Origin of the sequence: Dankookia rubra, assembly GCF_004355005.1 — a bacterium.
Taxonomy (GTDB): domain Bacteria; phylum Pseudomonadota; class Alphaproteobacteria; order Acetobacterales; family Acetobacteraceae; genus Paracraurococcus; species Paracraurococcus ruber_A.
In genome coordinates this window covers 62,923-79,506 of record NZ_SMSJ01000001.1, presented here as the reverse complement: position 1 = coordinate 79,506, position 16,584 = coordinate 62,923, and the positions used below count along the sequence as shown (strand labels likewise).

At 68.1% G+C, this 16,584-nt stretch carries 14 protein-coding genes and 1 tRNA gene; 8 read left to right on the top strand and 7 right to left on the bottom strand.

Annotated features, from left to right (window positions below; genetic code table 11):
* Positions 1-41: 41 nt before the first annotated feature.
* On the bottom strand, positions 42-1,388 hold the full coding sequence (hmgA, locus tag E2C06_RS00365) for a homogentisate 1,2-dioxygenase (RefSeq protein ID WP_133286590.1): 1,347 nt from the start codon (positions 1,386-1,388) through the stop codon (positions 42-44).
* Positions 1,389-1,464: 76 nt separating this feature from the next.
* On the bottom strand, positions 1,465-2,439 hold the full coding sequence (locus E2C06_RS00360; protein ID WP_133286589.1) for an MBL fold metallo-hydrolase: 975 nt from the start codon (positions 2,437-2,439) through the stop codon (positions 1,465-1,467).
* A 144-nt stretch (positions 2,440-2,583) separates the two neighbouring features.
* Here E2C06_RS00360 and E2C06_RS00355 point away from each other — a divergent pair, with 144 nt between their 5' ends.
* The 5 genes from E2C06_RS00355 to E2C06_RS00335 all read left to right on the top strand — a co-directional run bounded on the left by E2C06_RS00355 (position 2,584) and on the right by E2C06_RS00335 (position 8,613).
* Positions 2,584-3,372: an IclR family transcriptional regulator gene (locus tag E2C06_RS00355; RefSeq protein WP_165982123.1), complete on the top strand. Its 789-nt coding sequence runs from the start codon at positions 2,584-2,586 to the stop codon at positions 3,370-3,372.
* A 128-nt stretch (positions 3,373-3,500) separates the two neighbouring features.
* Positions 3,501-5,123 (top strand): ABC-F family ATP-binding cassette domain-containing protein, encoded by a 1,623-nt coding sequence (locus E2C06_RS00350; RefSeq protein WP_133286587.1) that lies wholly within the window; start codon positions 3,501-3,503, stop codon positions 5,121-5,123.
* Between the two features lie 152 nt (positions 5,124-5,275).
* Positions 5,276-6,298, top strand: coding sequence for a Bug family tripartite tricarboxylate transporter substrate binding protein (locus E2C06_RS00345; protein ID WP_165982122.1), 1,023 nt, complete (start codon positions 5,276-5,278; stop codon positions 6,296-6,298).
* A gap of 10 nt (positions 6,299-6,308) precedes the next feature.
* Positions 6,309-7,502, top strand: coding sequence for a 2-methylaconitate cis-trans isomerase PrpF family protein (locus tag E2C06_RS00340; RefSeq protein ID WP_133286585.1), 1,194 nt, complete (start codon positions 6,309-6,311; stop codon positions 7,500-7,502).
* The gene (locus tag E2C06_RS00335) at positions 7,489-8,613 is read left to right on the top strand and encodes a TauD/TfdA family dioxygenase (protein ID WP_165982121.1); all 1,125 of its coding nucleotides are present in this window, start codon (positions 7,489-7,491) and stop codon (positions 8,611-8,613) included. The genes E2C06_RS00340 and E2C06_RS00335 overlap by 14 nt, the downstream gene beginning before the upstream one ends.
* A gap of 204 nt (positions 8,614-8,817) precedes the next feature.
* Here E2C06_RS00335 and E2C06_RS00330 read toward each other — a convergent pair whose 3' ends face one another.
* Positions 8,818-9,186, bottom strand: coding sequence for a transketolase-like TK C-terminal-containing protein (locus E2C06_RS00330; protein ID WP_133286583.1), 369 nt, complete (start codon positions 9,184-9,186; stop codon positions 8,818-8,820).
* A gap of 175 nt (positions 9,187-9,361) precedes the next feature.
* On the opposite strand from E2C06_RS00330, the gene E2C06_RS39100 reads away from it, so the two are divergent.
* Together E2C06_RS39100 and E2C06_RS00325 are read left to right on the top strand one after the other, a co-directional pair.
* Positions 9,362-9,610 (top strand): hypothetical protein, encoded by a 249-nt coding sequence (locus E2C06_RS39100; protein WP_241671037.1) that lies wholly within the window; start codon positions 9,362-9,364, stop codon positions 9,608-9,610.
* 46 nt (positions 9,611-9,656) lie between these two features.
* The gene (locus tag E2C06_RS00325; RefSeq protein ID WP_241671036.1) at positions 9,657-10,082 is read left to right on the top strand and encodes a transposase; all 426 of its coding nucleotides are present in this window, start codon (positions 9,657-9,659) and stop codon (positions 10,080-10,082) included.
* 340 nt (positions 10,083-10,422) lie between these two features.
* Here the strand turns inward: E2C06_RS00325 and E2C06_RS00320 are convergent.
* Positions 10,423-10,513 (bottom strand) — tRNA-Ser (locus E2C06_RS00320).
* A 160-nt stretch (positions 10,514-10,673) separates the two neighbouring features.
* Between E2C06_RS00320 and E2C06_RS00315 the strand changes: the two genes are divergently transcribed.
* A complete protein-coding gene (locus E2C06_RS00315) occupies positions 10,674-11,762 on the top strand; it encodes a TRAP transporter substrate-binding protein (RefSeq protein WP_133286581.1) in 1,089 nt (362 codons plus the stop codon).
* A 19-nt stretch (positions 11,763-11,781) separates the two neighbouring features.
* Here the strand turns inward: E2C06_RS00315 and E2C06_RS00310 are convergent, their stop codons facing one another.
* The 3 genes from E2C06_RS00310 to E2C06_RS00300 are packed head-to-tail and all read right to left on the bottom strand — an operon-like array spanning position 11,782 to position 16,581.
* Complete coding sequence (locus E2C06_RS00310; protein ID WP_241671073.1) at positions 11,782-13,146, bottom strand: HlyD family type I secretion periplasmic adaptor subunit; 1,365 nt, start codon at positions 13,144-13,146, stop codon at positions 11,782-11,784.
* On the bottom strand, positions 13,139-14,836 hold the full coding sequence (locus E2C06_RS00305) for an ATP-binding cassette domain-containing protein (RefSeq protein WP_133286579.1): 1,698 nt from the start codon (positions 14,834-14,836) through the stop codon (positions 13,139-13,141). Before E2C06_RS00305 ends, E2C06_RS00310 begins: the two co-directional genes overlap by 8 nt.
* Entirely contained in the window at positions 14,833-16,581 is a 1,749-nt protein-coding gene (locus E2C06_RS00300; RefSeq protein ID WP_133286578.1) for an ATP-binding cassette domain-containing protein, read from the bottom strand. Before E2C06_RS00300 ends, E2C06_RS00305 begins: the two co-directional genes overlap by 4 nt.
* Between the last annotated feature and the right edge of the window lie 3 nt (positions 16,582-16,584).

The window sequence follows — 16,584 nt, the reverse complement described above, 5'->3', positions numbered from 1 at the left end:
CCAGGGGAAGGCCGCAAGCGGCGCCCCTGGCATGCGCGGCGTCAGGCGTCGCGGCGGCCCGGATTGAAGTGCTTCTGCAGCTTCGACCCATAGGCGCCGTATTCCGCCTGCCGCTCCGGCAGCTCGGCGGCATAGCGGGTGACCCGCTGCGGGAAGCGCGTCTCGAACATGAAGGCCATGGTGCCTTCCAGCTTGTGCGGCTTCAGCGGCGCCTTGCTGGCGCCCTCGAAGGCTTCCATGTCCGGGCCGTGCGGTAGCATGCAATTGTGCAGGCTGAAGCCGCCGGGGACGAAGCCCTGCGGCTTGGCGTCGTACTGGCCGTAGATCAGCCCCATGAACTCGCTCATGATGTTCATGTGGTACCAGGGCGGCCGGAAGGTGTTCTCGGCGACCAGCCAACGGTCGGGAAAGATGACGAAATCGATGTTTGCCGTGCCCGGGGTCTCGCTGGGCGAGGTCAGCACGGTGAAGATCGACGGATCGGCATGGTCGAAGAGCAGCGGCCCTACCGGGGAGAAGCGCCGCAGGTCGTATTTGTACGGCGCATAGTTGCCGTGCCAGGCGACCACGTCGAGCGGCGAGGCCTCAAGCTCCGTCGCCCAGAGCGTGCCGCCCCACTTCACCACCATGCGGGTCGGTGCGTCGCGGTCCTCATAAGCGGCGACGGGGGTCAAGACGTCGCGCGGATTGGCCAGGCAGTTGGCGCCGATCGGGCCACGTTCCGGCAGGGTGAAGGCGCCGCCGTAATTCTCGCAGAGATAGCCGCGCACCGGGCCGCCCGGCAGCTCGGCGCGGAACTTCACCCCGCGCGGGATGACGGCGATCTCGCCCGGAGTGATATCGATGACGCCGAACTCGGTCGCCAGCCGAAGCGCGCCCTGCTGCGGCACGAACAGCATCTCGGCATCGGCGTTGTAGAAGACCTCATCGACCATCGACCGCGTGGCGAGGTAGACATGCGTCGCCATGCCGGACTGCGTCGCCGCGTCCCCCGCGGTGGTGATGGTGCGGATGCCCTGCAGGAAACCGACTCCTTCGGCCGGAAAGGGGATCGGGTTCCAGCGCAGCGGCTGGATCGGCATTTCCACCTCGGCGCAGGGCGCGGTGCGCCATAGCCCGGCATCGATCTTCTGGAAGGCGCCCCAATGCGCGACGGTCGGGCGGATGCGGTACAGCCAGCTCCGTTCGTTGGACGCCCGCGGCGCGGTGAAGGGCGAGCCCGAGAGCTGCTCGGCATAAAGTCCATAGGCGCAGCGTTGCGGCGAGTTGTGGCCGACCGGCAACGCGCCGGGCAGCGCCTCCGTCTCGAACTGGTTGCCGAAGCCGGTCATGTAGCCCGGCTCGGCGGTGCCGGTGCGGGCGGTGGTCATGGGCTGGACGATGGTCATCGCACCCTCCTCGTACTGTGCTTGGCACGGCGATTCCGACCGCCGGGGCAAGCGCCCCTTCGGTCATCGGCGCGGCTCAGATCTCGCCGGACTTCGCTGCGGCCCCGTGCTCCAGCGCCTTCCACATCTCGACATCGCGCTCGGCGGTCCAGATGCGCGGGTGGTCGAGGCCCTTAGCCTCGTCATAGGCGCGGGAAACGTTGAAGGGCATGCAGTGCTCGAAGATCACCCAATGCCCGTATTTCGGCCGCATCGCGCCCATTGCCTCGTCATAGACCTGCTTGAGGCTGGCCCCTTTGGCCGCACCGGTCCTGGCGATGGCGAAGAGGTCCGCGGTGAAGGCGGCGGTGCCGGCGATGCCTTCCTCGACGTCCTTCGGGTTGAGCAGGCTGCGGCCACGGCCGGGGACCAGCTTCTCCGCGCCCAGCGCCTTCAGCGCCGTGAGCGTCGCCGGCCAGTCGGTGAAATGCGCGTCGCCGCAATAGGGCGTGGCGCCAAACTCCACCACGTCGCCGGCGAAGCAGACCTTTTCCTTCGGCAGCCAGACCACCGTGTCGCCGGCGGTGTGGCTGCGGCCGATCTGGATGATCTGCACTTCCCGCTGGCCCATCCACAGCGTCATCCGCTTGTGGAACACCACATGCGGCCAGGTCAGGCCGGGAATGCTCTCCTTGCCGCGGAACAGGCGGGGAAAGCGACCGATTTCGCTGTCCATGTCTTGTTGGCCGCGCTCGACGATCAGGTCGCGCGTGACATCGGAGGCGATGATCTCGGCGCCCTGGTAGCCCGAGGCGCCGAGCACGCGGACCGCATGATAGTGGCTGAGCACGACATGCCGGATCGGTTTGTCCGTCACGCTGCGCACCTTGGCGATGACGTCGGCCGCCATCTTCGGCGTCGCCTGCGCATCAACCACCAGCACACTGTCATCGCCGATGACGATGCCGGAATTCGGGTCACCCTCGGCAGTCCAGCCATAGAGGCCCGGGCCGAGTTCGTCGAAGGAGACCACCTTCTCGGTCAGGTCGTTGCTGCTGGCGAAGCCGGACATGGGCGTCTCCTCTCCTGCTGCATCCCACGTGACCAATTCGATGGCGGCCAGCGGAATACTTGCTACGTAATGCGTAGCTTGCTATGCTGTATGTAGCGAATCAACGGGGCTGCGTGTCAAGTGCCACGTGACCAGGACATGCCGGTGACCGAAGACGCCCGCAGCGGGGTGAAGTCGGTGGAAGTGGCCGGGCAGTTGCTGCGGCTATTGGCTGAGGCCGGCGGTCCGATGCGCTTGGCCGACCTCTCACGTGCCGCAGCCATGCCCTCGGCCAAGGCTCATCGCTACCTCGTCAGCCTCAGCCGCTCCGGGCTGGTGGAGCAGGACCCGGCGACAGCCCGCTACGAACTTGGTCCCTTGATGCTCCGCGCTGGCCTCGCGGCACTGGGGCGTTCCGACCTGCTGAAGCGGGCGGAGCGGGCGCTGGAGGCGATCGTCGCCCGTACCGGAGAGACCGCCGCAGCTGCGGTCTGGGGTACGCATGGCCCGACTCATGTGCGGCTAGTGGCGGCGCGCCACGCGCTGGCGGCCAGCGTCCCGCCCGGCCATGTCTGCCCGCTGACCTATTCGGCCTCCGGCCTAGTCTTCTGCGCCTTCGACGAGGCGGAGCGGACCATGCCCTTTGCCGAGCGCGAGATGTCGCAGAGCCGGGCCATCGGCCGCCCGGGCGCCCCGGCCGATGCCGCGGCGCTGGAGCGGGTTCTGGCCGCGGTGCGCCGGCGGGCCTTCGCCACCACAGCCAACGAAGGCGACACCGGCCTCGCCGCCGTCTCCGTGCCGGTCTTCGACGCCGCAGGCGGCCGCATCCGCTTGGCGCTGACGGTGTTCAGCCGGGTTGGCCGGCTGAATGTCGCGCCGGACGGGCCAGTGGTCGCGCTGATGCTGGAGGCAGCAGCGAGCCTTGAGGCAGAATTGCATGGCCTCCGGAGTTAGGTCGGCCAGACAGTTGCCGGAAGGCTGGCGGCGCTGCCCAGACGCCTCCGCAACCATGCCTTCGCTGTCCCATGCCGCTGCGCCGCGTGCCATAAGCGCACCGCAACCGTATCCGGCCCCGAGTTCCCATGATTCGTCTAGATAATATCAGCAAGCAGAACGGCCAGCAGCTCCTCTTCATCGAGGCCTCCGCGGCGCTCCAGAGGGGCGAGAAGATCGGCTTGGTCGGGCCCAACGGCGCCGGCAAGACCACGCTGTTCCGCATGATCACCGGCCAGGAGCCGCCGGACGAGGGGCTGGTGATGGTCGACCGTGGCGTCAGCGTCGGCTTCTTCAGCCAGGATGTCGGCGAGATGTCCGGTCGCAGCGCGGTGGCCGAGGTGATGGACGGCGCTGGCGACGTCAGCACCGTGGCGGCAGAGCTGGTGGCGCTTGAGGCCGCCATGGCCGATCCCGACCAGTTGGAGAAGCTGGACGAGATCATTGAGCGCTTCGGCGAGGTGCAGGGGCGGTTCGAGGCGCTGGGCGGCTATGCCCTCGAGGGTCGCGCGCGCGAAGTCCTCGCCGGGCTCAGCTTCAGCCAGGCGATGATGGACGGGGATGTCGGCGCGCTCTCAGGCGGCTGGAAGATGCGTGTCGCGCTCGCCCGCATCCTGCTTATGCGCCCCGACGTCATGCTGCTGGACGAGCCGAGCAACCATCTCGACCTCGAGAGCCTGATCTGGCTTGAGAATTTCCTAAAGGGCTATGACGGCGCGCTGCTCATGACCTCGCATGACCGCGAGTTCATGAACCGTATCGTCAACAAGGTGATCGAGATCGATGGCGGCGGGTTGACCAGCTATAACGGCAACTACGAATTCTACGAGCAGCAACGCGCCAACGCTGAAAAGCAGCAGCAGGCCCAGTTCGAACGCCAGCAGGCCATGCTGGCCAAGGAGATCAACTTCATCGAACGCTTCAAGGCGCGCGCCTCCCATGCCGCGCAGGTGCAGAGCCGGGTGAAGAAGCTCGACAAGATCGAACGCGTCGAGCCGCCGAAGCGCCGCCACTCCGTGACATTCGAATTCCAGCCGGCGCCGCGATCGGGTGATGACGTGGTGAACCTGAAGGGAGTCCACAAGCGCTATGGCAGCCGGGTAATCTATGAAGGCCTGGACCTGTTGGTGCGCCGCCGGGAGCGTTGCTGCGTCATGGGCATCAATGGAGCCGGCAAGTCGACGCTGCTGAAGCTGGTCACCGGCAATACCGCGCCGGATGCCGGGACCATCACGCTCGGCGGCAGCGTGAAGCTCGGCTACTTTGCGCAGCACGCCATGGAACTGCTGGATGGCGAGCGGACCGTCTTCCAGTCGCTGGAAAACCAATTTCCCCGCGCCTCACAGGGCTCGCTGCGGTCGCTGGCGGGCTGCTTCGGCTTCTCCGGCGACGAGGTGGAGAAGCGCTGCCGGGTGCTCTCCGGTGGCGAGAAGGCGCGGCTGGTGATGGCGATGATGCTCTACGATCCGCCGAACTTCCTGGTGCTGGACGAGCCGACCAATCACCTCGACATGGCGACTAAGGAGATGCTGGTCGCGGCGCTGGCGCAATATGAGGGCACGATGCTCTTCGTCTCGCATGATCGCCACTTCCTGGCAGCGCTGTCCAACCGCGTGCTGGAGCTGACGCCCGAAGGGATCCACCAGTATGACGGCGGCTATACCGAATACGTCGCGCGGACGGGCCAGGAGGCGCCGGGGCTGCGGAACTGAGGCACCGCGCGTCAGGCAATTCCCGCCTTCGCAGGAGAGCATAACCCTTCTAGGCTTTCCTCCAAGCGATAAGAGTCCGGCGCCTGACGGCCGGGCCGATGGAGGAGACCAGTCCGAATGGTCCACGCCCCCTGTCATGCGGTAGACTCCCGATGAGCCGCACCGACCTTCCCCGCCGTGCGCTGCTTGCCGTGACCGGGCAGCTTGCCGCGCCATCGCTCGCTGGCGCCCAGGCAATCGGCCCCCAGGGCACTGGCACTGCAGCAAAGGGCCTCGATGGCTGGCCAAGCAGCCGCAGCGTCAGCTTGGTGATCCCCTTTACACCGGGCGGCGGCACCGACGTCGTCGCCCGCATCCTGCAGGACGGTTTCTCCGAGAGCTTCGGCGGCAATTTTGTCATGGAGCACAAGCCCGGTGCCACCACGACGGTCGGCGCCCGCTACGTCGCCCGGGCACGGCCGGATGGCACAACGCTATTGGTCGGCAGCAATTCGGCCTTGTCCCAGGCGCCCTTCGCCTACCGCAACCTGGGCTATGATCCACTGACTGACTTCACATTCATCAGCTTGCTTTATGCCTCCGCTTATCTGCTGGTGGCGCATCCGCGCTGGACCGGTTTCGCTCAGGTGATCGAGACGGCGAAGCGCGAGCCGGGCAAGCTTTCTTACGCCACCTGGGGTGTTGGCTCGACTGCGCACATGCTGATGCTCGACCTGTGTGAGCGGGCCGGGGTCGAGATGCTGCACGTGCCCTTCGGTGGACCGGCTCCGGCGCTGACCGAGATCCTGGCCGGCCGCGTCGACCTGATGTTCACAACCTTCGCTCCGGCGCGCGGGCATGTGCTGGAAGGCCGGCTGAACGCGCTCGGCGCCCCACATGAGCAGCGATTGGCGGCGGTGCCGAAGGTGCCGACGATGGGCGAGTTGGGACTGCCGGAGTTCCTGGTCAGTGCCTGGTGGTGCCTGGCCGGGCCCGCCGGGCTTACGCCACCGCTCGCCGCGGCGCTCGATCAGGCTGTACGCGTCGCTGTATCCCGCCCGCAGGCGCAGCAACTGGCCGGGGAATTCGGCCTGCTGCCGCTGCCGCTCGGTCCTCAAGCGATGCGCGCCCGGATCACCCGCGACCTTTCGCTGAACGAGGTGCTGATGCGCAAGGCGGGGATCACGCCGGAATAGAAAGCACCGCATGCCCCATTCCCTGCGCTGCGTCATCATGCGAGGCGGCACCAGCAAGGCGGTCTTTCTGAAAGAGGCCGATATTCCGGCGGACCCGGAAGCGCGACGGCGGCTGATCCTGGCGGTCTATGGGTCACCCGACCGGCGGCAGATCGATGGCCTCGGCGGCGCCGATCCGCTGACCAGCAAACTGGCAATCATCGGTCCGCCGCGCGAGGCATTGCCGCGCGCCGCCGGCACGCATCTGACCTATACCTTCGGTCAAGTGGAGATCGACCATCCGGAGGTCGACTGGCGCAGCCTCTGCGGCAATATCAGCGCCGCCGTGGGTGTTTTTGCCGTTTACGAAGGCATGGTCACGCCGACCGCCCCGGTCACGGTCGTTCGCGCTTACAACACCAATCTAGATCGGGTTCTGCGGATCGAGGTGCCGGTCGAGAATGGCCGGCCGCTCGAGCATGGCGACTATGTGGTGCCCGGCGTACCGGGCAGCGGTGCCCGCATCATGATCGACTTCGCCGACACCGCCGGGGGCGCCACCGGCCGGCTTCTGCCGACGGGACGGCCGGTCGACCGGCTCGAAGTGCCGGGTTTCGGCCCGCTCGACGTTTCGCTGGTCGATATCGGCAATGCGCATGTCTTCCTGCGGGCGCATGATCTCGGGCTGACCGGCACTGAGACCGCTGCCGAGATCGACGCCAAGCCGGAGCTTCGCGCCTTGGTCGAGCGGATCCGCGGCATGGCCGCTGAGCGCATGGGTATGGTCGCCGATGCGGCACGCGCGCGGGAAGAGTCGCCGGCGACTCCCTTGCTCGGCATGGTCGGGCCACCTGCCGACTATCGCAATGCGCTGGCCGGCGGGATGGTGACGGAGATGGAGGTCGATCTCGTCTCCCGCCTCATGTTCATGCAGCAGATGCACAAAACCTATGCCGGCACCAGCACGGTCTGCACCGGTGTCGCCGCACGGCTCGCAGGCACGCTGGTCCATGAGGTGACTCGGCCGCACAATCGCGCCGCCATTCGCATCGGCCATCCGGCCGGAGTGATCGAGATTGAGACTGAGATCGCCCCGGATGGCACGGTGCGGCGCGCGACGCTCGGCCGTACGGCCCGGCGTATCCTTGAGGGTAGGGTCTTCGTGCCGGTCGATTGGGACGCGGTGATCCAGAAGAGAAGGACGGATGGCCATGGACGGGGCTGAGATTGCAACGGTCGTGCGGCCGGTCGCCGCCGGCACCCGCGCCGCCTGGTCGGCGCCGGAGCTTGCCGCGGATCCGTCCTGGGTCTTCGCGCTGAGCGAGGGGGCTGCCGGGGAAATGGCGCGGGCGGTCCGGCGGGCGCATCGGCCCGGCCAGCCGCTGACCGACTACCGGCGCGAGGATTTCGACTTCAGCGCGGCGCTGCCCGTGCTGGATGCGGCCTTTGCCGAGACTCGCAACGGCCGCGGCATCGCGCTGGTGCAAGGCCTGCCGCGGGAGGCGTTGTCCGAGCCGGAATTCGAACTGCTGACATGGGCAATCGGCCTGCATGCCGGCGTGCCGCGACCCCAGGGCAAGGCCACACATTACCTCTCCGCGGTGCGGGATGTTGGCACGGTCTACCGCAGCGGCACCGGCCGTGGCTATTCCTCGAATGCCGAGCTGGACTTCCACACCGATGGCGCGGATGTCGTCGCACTCACCTGCTTCAACACCGCCAAGGCAGGCGGCATGAGCATGGTCAGCAGCTCGGTTACTGCGCACAACATCATGGCGAGTGAACGCCCTGACTTGGCGGCGTTGCTGCATGGCACCTTTCATTTCAGCCGACAGGCGGAGCAGGCCCCCGACGAGGCGCCCTTCTACCCGCATCCCATCTACGCCGCGCTCGAAGGGCGCTTGCACAGCCGGTGGAACCGCAACCGCATTATCTCGGCGCAGAAGCTGCCTGGCGTGCCACCCTTGAGCGCCGCACAGCATGCGACGATCGACCTGTTGGACGAGATCCTGCGGCGGCCTTCGGTGATGTACGCGATGCATTTGGCGCCGGGCGACATGCAACTGCTCAACAGCCATGTCACGCTGCATTCCCGTACCGAATTCGAGGACCACGATGACCCGGCGGCCAAGCGATTGCTGTTCCGCTTATGGCTGACCCCGCCGGATGCGCGGGCACTGCCGGAGGCCTGGCTGCCGGGTTATCGCAGCGTCGCCGCCCGCACGGTGCGTGGCGGCATCCGTGGCCAAGCCTATGACTCGGTACGGCGGGCCTTCGAGCGGCGTCAGGCCGCGGCCTTGGCAATGCTGCTGGAACCGGAGGCCAACCAGGCTTAGTGTCAGAGTGGGGCGTGCCGGATACCGCTGGTCAACCGGCACCCCCGGCCCAAGCGCCGGTGTGGGAAATGGCTTCTATTGTGTTTGCCTGGATTGCCCCGGCGGTTGTCCGAAGCCGGCCGGAAGGAAGTACCGCAAGCTCGGCAGGCTGAGCCTTCCGTCCGGCCTTGGCCCTTAGTCCCGGAATGTTTAGGGCAGCCGATCCTATTGGGGGCATTGCTCCCGCACTGTGGCGGCGATCGCCTTCGCCGTGATGCCGAAATGTCGCCAGAGATCATCCTCCGCGCCGGAGGCCCTGAGGTCGGACATGACGATGAAGGCGCCATCATGCCCGATCCGGCGATTCCGGCTGAGCCGCATCGCGGCCTTCATCCCGATGCGCGGCGCGGTGCCGAGCACCGCCCGGCGGTAAGCGCTGTCCTGCCACTCGAGCACCGCCCAGCAGGGCATGGAGACGACGGCAACGGCAGTTCCCACCTCTGCCAGAATGGCCCGGGCCTGCATCGCCATTGCGATTTTGGTGCTGGTGACGACGATGGTGGCAACGCGCAGCCCGCGATCGGCCTTGGCCACCACGTAGGCGCCGCGGGCGCTGCATCGCTCCGCCGCGCCGCACTGCCGTCTGCGACCGCCGGGCGAAGGCCAGGCAGGCCGGGCCGGTGCGGTGGGCAACTTTACGCAGGAGGCCGGGCGACACGGCAGAGCGACGAGTGGCGGCCCGGCCGCGCTGAGCGGGGCGGATCCTGGAATGCTGGTCACCCTGGTGGCTGAGCGGGCAAATGCGACCTTGGCCTCATACGCGGGCATGCTGGCCGAGCGGGTCGGCCGGCAGTTCAGCGCGCCGGTGACCCGCCGCGCGCTGCCGCGTGCCGGCTTGCGGTGGAACGAAAAGACCCTGCACGCAAGCGAGCAGGAGCCCGCAAACGTCGCCGCCGCCCGGGCACCACGGCGAGACGAGATCGCGTGTCAGGTCTATCCCGACCACCTTCTTCCTTGACGAGAGCGGCCTGGACACCCGCCTAGCCCGCAGCCATAACCAGGCGTTGCAGGGACAGCGGACCGTCAGCCGCGTCCCGGGCGGGCATTGGCGGCGGCTGACCATCCTCGGTGCCATCGCCTGCGACGACTTGGCTGCGGGCATAACGATCGCGGTTGCCAGCAGCACCGCCGTCCTCCTCGCCTTCACCGAACAGGTGCCAATTTCAGCCCTGCACAGCCGTCCTGAGACGCTCGTCGCCATGGACAATCTCGCCCCGCACAGGGCCGCTGCGGTCCAGACGGCACTCCGACGCGCCGGCCTTCTTCATCGTCACCTGCCAGCTTACTCGATAGACTTAAGCCCGATCGAACTGGCCTGGTCCAAGCTGAAGGCCAGGCTGCGCGCCGTCGCGCCGCCGACCATCGCCACTCTTGAATACGCTCTGCCGAGTGCCCGCGACGCGATCACGTCAAATGAGGCGCGTGTTTGATTCCAACACTGCGGATGCGATTCATCGTGAAACGCAATCCGCTTCAGGCAAACATCTGACCTCGTTCGGCGACTGGGCGTACGGTAGAGCACGGGTGGTGGAACGAGCAGATTTTGAACTCGTGGCCGCATGGCCGGAGGCAAGCCGAGGTTTTTCCCTGGCCTCCTCTGCCACCCTAACTCGGCCCAGTAAACAGATGTGGACGGAGGTCGCGCCTCGGCACCCTGATGAGGCTTGCTCGGACATCCTGCAAGTTGACAGGCGAGCTGGCTGGCCTGCAGAAATCCTGCGCGTTCCGGCGCGGCCCGAACTGGGAAAGCGCCGGAATTGCAAGGGGAACTGGCGGACAGGGTGGGATTCGAACCCACGATACGCTTTTGACGTATACGCACTTTCCAGGCGCGCGCCTTCGACCGCTCGGCCACCTGTCCATAACCGGAAGGAACCGTCGAGTGGCTCCCACAGGGCGGCGGACCATAGTGGCGAGCCTCGCCCAGGGCAACCCGCCTTTGCGCAACGATTGAGGCTTTTCGAAAAGCCGCATCCGTGGTTCCTGCCGCCTCCGCACCACCCCGGAAGGGACCAGCCATCATGGACCGCCGTGTCATCCTCCGCCGCAGTGCCGCCGCTGCTGTCTCCGCGCGGCTTGCGGCGCCGGCCATCAGCAATGCCCAGGCACCGGCGATCCGCTGGCGGCTGACCAGCAGTTACCCGACCAGCCTTGATGCTATCCACGGCGCCGGCCATGTCTTTGCGAGAACCGTGGCGGAACTGACCGAGGACCGCTTTCAGATCCGCATTTTCGGCCCGGGCGAGGTGGTGCCCGCTCTGCAGGCACTCGACGCTGTACAGGCCGGTACGGTGGAGGCGGCGCATACCACCTCATCCTTCTACATCGGTAAGAGCCCAGCTTTCGCCTTCGCCACCGGCGTGCCCTTCGGCATGAACACCCGGCAGCAGAATGCCTGGATGTACGAAGGCGGCGGCATCGACCTGCTGAACGAGTTGTTCCGGCAGTATAATGCTTATAGTCTGCCGCTCGGCACTACCGGAGCGCAGATGGGCGGTTGGTTCCGCAAGGAGATCAAGACGACCGAGGACCTGAAGGGTCTGAAGATGCGCATCGCCGGGCTCGGCGGCACGGTGCTGTCGCGCGTCGGCGGCGTGCCGCAGCAGCTGGCAGGCGGCGACATCTACCCGGCGCTGGAGCGCGGCACCATCGACGCGGTCGAATGGCTCGGTCCCTATGATGACGAAAAGCTCGGTTTCAACAAGGTCGCGCCCTACTATTACTACCCCGCTTGGTGGGAAGGCGCGGCGAATACCTCGCTGGTGGTGAACCTCGAGCAGTGGAACGCCCTGCCGAAGAGCTACCAAGCCGCCATCCGCGTCGCCGCGGCCGAGGCGACGCATTGGATGGTCGCCCGCTACGATATCCGCAATCCGGATGCCCTGCGGCGCCTGCTGGCGAGCGGCACCCAGCTTCGCGCCTTCCCGCGCGAGGTGATGGACGCCTGCTACCGCGAGGCCCTGGCGCTGGAGCAGGAGCTGGCAGCGAAGAGTCCTGAGTACAAGAAGATCCACGACAACTGGGCGAAGGCCCGCGACGACATGCGGGCCTGGTTCCGCGTCGCCGAGTTGTCTTTCGACAACTACTTGGCCCAGGCCTCGCGCCGCTGAAGCTGCGGGACGGCGGGCTTCAGTCTCGGAAAGCCCGTCGCGCGGCATGGCGGATCGGCGTCCAGAAATAGCTGATCGGCGTGCGCTTCTCGCCGAGGACGTAGATTTCCACTGGCATGCCAGCGAAGAGCTTCACCTCGGGAAAGTGCTGTAGCGCGTCCGGCTCCAGCTCCGCCCGGATCGTGTAGTACTGGTTGCCGCTCTGCTGGGTGGTGATATCCGGGGCGACCAGAGTCACCCGCCCCGACAGCACCGGCAGCTCCCGCATCCGGTAGGCGGTAAGGCGCAGGTTGGCCTTTTGGCCGACCGCCACCTGCTCGATGTCGCTCGGCAGGACTTGGCCCTCCACCACCAGCCGGTCCGCCGCCGGTACCAGGTCTAGGATCGGCTGGCCGCCGGCGATGCTGCTGCCGGGCGTGAACATCTGGATATTGGTCACCCGCCCGGCCTCCGGCGCCAACAGCTCGCGCCGCGTCAGCACGTCCTGCGCCGCGCGCAGCTGCTGCACCGCCGAGGCGACCGCGGCTTCGGTCGTCTGCAGGTCGTTCGCGATGTCGGACAACCGTGTGAAGCGCAGCGTCGTGAGCTGCTGCTCGCCCTGCAGCATGGCCTGCTGGTACTGCTTCTCCTGCGCGGCGGAGGCACCGGCGACCGCCGTGAAACTGGCTTCCTGCCGCTGCAGCTCGAGCACGGTGAAGCGGGAGGCGAAGCCCTGCGCCAGCAGCCGCGCAAGGCCGGCGATCTGGTCCCGCGTCGAGCGCACCTGCTGCTCCGCTCCCTCCCGCTGGGCCCGGGCACCGGCGGCCTGTTCGCGGAACTGGATGATCTGCTTCTCCCCCACTGCGACCTGGCTGTCGTAATTCGACCAGCGGGCGGCGAAAAAGGCCTGCTCGGCCTTGAGGAAGACATCGATTGCCGGGTCGGCGGCGGCGGCCTGCCGCAGCTCCACCGGGAAATCCAGGGCACGCTGGTCGGCCTGTTCCGCCCGCAGCCGGGCGATGCGGGCGCGGCCGCTCCAGACCGCGGCGCGGGCCTGGTCGGCCAAGGCCTCCGCTTGGGTGACGTCGAGCTGCACCAGCGGCTGCCCGGCCTCGACCAGGCTGCCTTCTTTCACCAGCAGCCGACGCAGAATGCCCGGCTCCAGCAGCGTCACCGTCTTCCGTTTGCCTTCCGGAATCATCTGGCCATTGCCCAGCACCGCTTGCTCGATCGTGGTCATGGTCGCCCAGCCGCCGAGCGGCAGCAACGTCAGGCCAAGGACGAGCAGGGCGCGCCGCGTCAGCCGCGCCACCGGCGGCGTGCGGATCGCCGCCTCGAGCTGCGCCTCGAGCGAGGGACGCGGAAGTGGGGAGGGCAGAGCGATGGTCCCGCCGCGTTCAACCATGTGCTGCAAGGCCATTCTCCATGAGCGCGCTGCCGCGACGGCCGGTCTGCGTCTCCCAGCGGCCGCCGGCGTCGAGGATAAGGCGGCTGTCAGCGATATCCGCCCAGGTCTGCGGCTCATGCGTCACTACCAGCACGATGCCGCCGCGCAGCCGCACGCGCTCCACGGCGGTGCGCAACTCGGCCCGGGCGGTGCCGTCCAGGCCGACCTCCGGCTCGTCCAACACCAGCAGCGAGGGCTCGCCGAACAAGGCCCGCGCCAAGCCGACCAGCCGACGCTGGCCGGCCGAAAGACCCGCGGTCTGCCCTGCCTGGGTCTGGTAGCCGAGCGGCAGATGGCCGATCATCGCATGCGCGCCGGCCGCCCGCGCCGCGGCCACCACCGCCTCCGGCGCCGCATCCGGGCCGCGGCCGATATTGTTGAAGACGTCGGTGTCCAGCAGCTGCACGTCCTGCGGCAGGTAGCCGATGCGGGCGCCGAATTCCTCCCGCTCGCAATGGTGGCTGTCCTGGCCGTCCAGCAGCACCCGGCCCGCGGTCGGCGGCAGCAGCCCGAGAACCAGCCGCAGCAGCGTGCTCTTGCCCACCCCGTTGGCGCCCTGGACGGTGCAGACCGATCCTGGCGGCAGATGCAGCGCGATTCCACCGATGATCGGCGCCGGGAGCCCCGACGGGTGGAAGGCAAGGTGGTCGAGCAGCAAACCTGCCGGGGCGGCTGGGTCGCGCGGCAGCGGCGCGGGTGCCGAATCCTGCCGCATGGCCCGCCGCAGCCGGCCCCAGGCGGTGATGCCACCTGCCCAGCTCTCCCAGCCGGTCATCAGGTGGGAAAACGGATGCAGCGCGTTCGACATCAGGAAATAAACGCACATCAGCATGCCGGCCGTCGCCGAGCCGTCGAAGAGCAGGGTGCCCACATAGACGAAGGCGCCCATCTGCAGCAGGTTGGAGACCAGCGTCTCGATCTCGTGCAGGGCCTCGGTGCGGCGGTGCGTCGCCTCCTCCGCTGCCAGCGCGGCGCCGTAGCGGTGCTGCCAGCGGGACAGGGTTGCGGGCACCAGGCCGAGCCCACGCACCAGGTCCGGATGGGAGAGCTGGGCACTGAGTTCGATCTCGGCCTCGTCCATCGCCTGTGCGCTGCCGCGCAGCCGCCGACGGGTGGCGAGATGCATGGCGACGCCCAGGCCAGCGACCACCGCGGCGCTGCCAAGCCCGATGAAGCCGAGCTTGGTGTCGAGGGTGAACATCACCAGGATGGCGACCACGGCGCCGGCCAGCTCAAGGAAGAGCAGTGCGGCCCGGCTGGCGAACAGCGCCTGGACCTTGGTAATCTCGCGCAGCACGCTGGCCCCCTGGGCCATGTCGGTGCGGACCGCATTGCGCACCGCGGCCTGCAGCGCTTCGGCGCGCAGACTGACGCCCAGCCGTTCGGCGAGGGCGCCCAGCAGCCTGGTGCGGAGGTGTCCGTACCACCCGGACAGCGCGACGGCCAGGCTGAACAGCACGGCGAAGCCCATCGCCGTCGCGCCGTTCCGCGTATCCATCACGCCGTCGCTGAGGTGCTTCATCACCAGCAGGAAGCCGAGGAACGCCATCTGGCTGGCGAGCGTCAGCAGCACCAGGGTGACGACGAAGCCCGGCGTCACGCCAAGGTCGCGCAGCCGCAGGCCGTCGCGGGGAGCGGTCCTGCTCATGAGGTCACCATCGCCGGGCGGTGCGGCCGCGGCAGCTTCGCCGTGCGCCCGGGCAGGCGGGGGCGCTCCTCCCCTGCCGGCACCAATTGGCCCTGCCGGATCGCCAGCACGCGGTCCGCACTGGCCAGCAGGCTCGGTCGATGTGTGGTGAAAACGACCGCGGTGCCGTCCGCCTTTAGCCGGCGCAACAGCTGCACGATCTCCGCCTCGCCCTGCTGATCCAGTGCGGCGGCCAGCTCGTCGAGCACCAGCAGCCTGGGCTGGCCGTACAGTGCGCGGGCGAGGGCGATGCGATGCCGCTGGCCCATCGAGAGTTGCCAGCTGCCGGTCAGCGGGGTCGCATAGCCGCAGGGCAACCCGATGATGGTGGCGTGGGCCCCGGCACGCTGCGCGGCGTCCAGCACCTTTGGCATGTCGGGCGTCTCGAGCCGGGCGATGACCTCGGCGGCGGTGGCGCGGGACAGCAGCGCATCCTGCGGCAGATAACCGAGGTGTCTTGCCAGTTCCCGGCGGTCCCATTGGCTGGTGGCGTGGCCATCCAGGTACACGCCGCCGCCGTTCGGCCGCAGGATGCCGACCAGCAGCCGCAGCAGCGTGCTCTTGCCGCTGCCGGAAGGGCCGACGATGGCGACGATCTCGCCGGCGCCGACCTCGAGCTGGAGGTTGCGGAACAGCGCGGGCTGCGGGCCGCGAAACCCGAAGGACAGGTGTTCGGCGGTCAGCCGCAGGGCCGGCGGCGGGAAGGCGATGCCTTCGGGGATCGCCGCGGTCGCCCGCATCATGGCGCGCAGCCGCTGCCAGGCCGCTATCGCTTCGGTCAGGCTGCGCAGGTGCGCGCCGAAGCCGAGGAACGGGCCGACCACCATCCCGATCACCAGGACGGACGCTCCGAACGCAGCATTGATGGTTTGCCCGCTCAGGGTCAGCCCCGCCATGAGAAAGATGACGCTGCCACGCAGCGCTCCGGCCAGCAGCTCCAGCAGCGTCTTCAGCCGCTCGGCCCGGCGCTCACAGTCCCAGGCCTCGGCCGATCCCTCGGCCGCCACCGCGACCCACTGGCGTACCAGACGCGGCAGCATGCCCATGGCCAGCACCGCCTCGCCCGACCGCATGGCGTCCGCCGCCATGCCGAAGGCCCGGCCTCGGCTCTCCCCGGCGACCCTGGCGGACCGGTGCGCCGCCCGGGTCATCAGCAGGCTGACGACGCTGCCGGCGAGGCAAAAGATCAGCGACATGACGCCCGCCACCCAGTGCATGGCGAAGATCAGCGCCAGCAGCAACGGCGCGGTCAGCAGGGCGATGGCGATATGCGGAAGCTGGCCGGACAAAGCGCCGCGCAGCGTCTCGATGGCACCGAGTGCGGCGCTCGAGAGCACTTCCGGCCGGCCGGCCCGTTGCGCTGTGCAGAGTACGGTCGGCACTGCCAGGCGTTCGGCGATGTAGCGGGACACCGCGGCGACCGCCCGGTGCTGGACGATGCGGACAACCGCGGCGGCAACCAGGGCCATGACCCAGAAGATGCTGGCGGAGAACAACGTGTCGGCGCTCTGCGTCGAGGGCAGCAGGGTGAAGAGGCTGGTCTTGTTGAGGATCAGGGCGAAGCCGAGCAGCACGCCAACCAGGCCGAGCCCGAGCATAAGTGCAAACCAAGCGGCGACGATCCGCACGGTATCCTCGATCGCGCTGCGCAGCAGCGCATCCGCCGAAGCACCCGAACCAGAACCAGGGTTGGAGGTGGCAGCCATGCC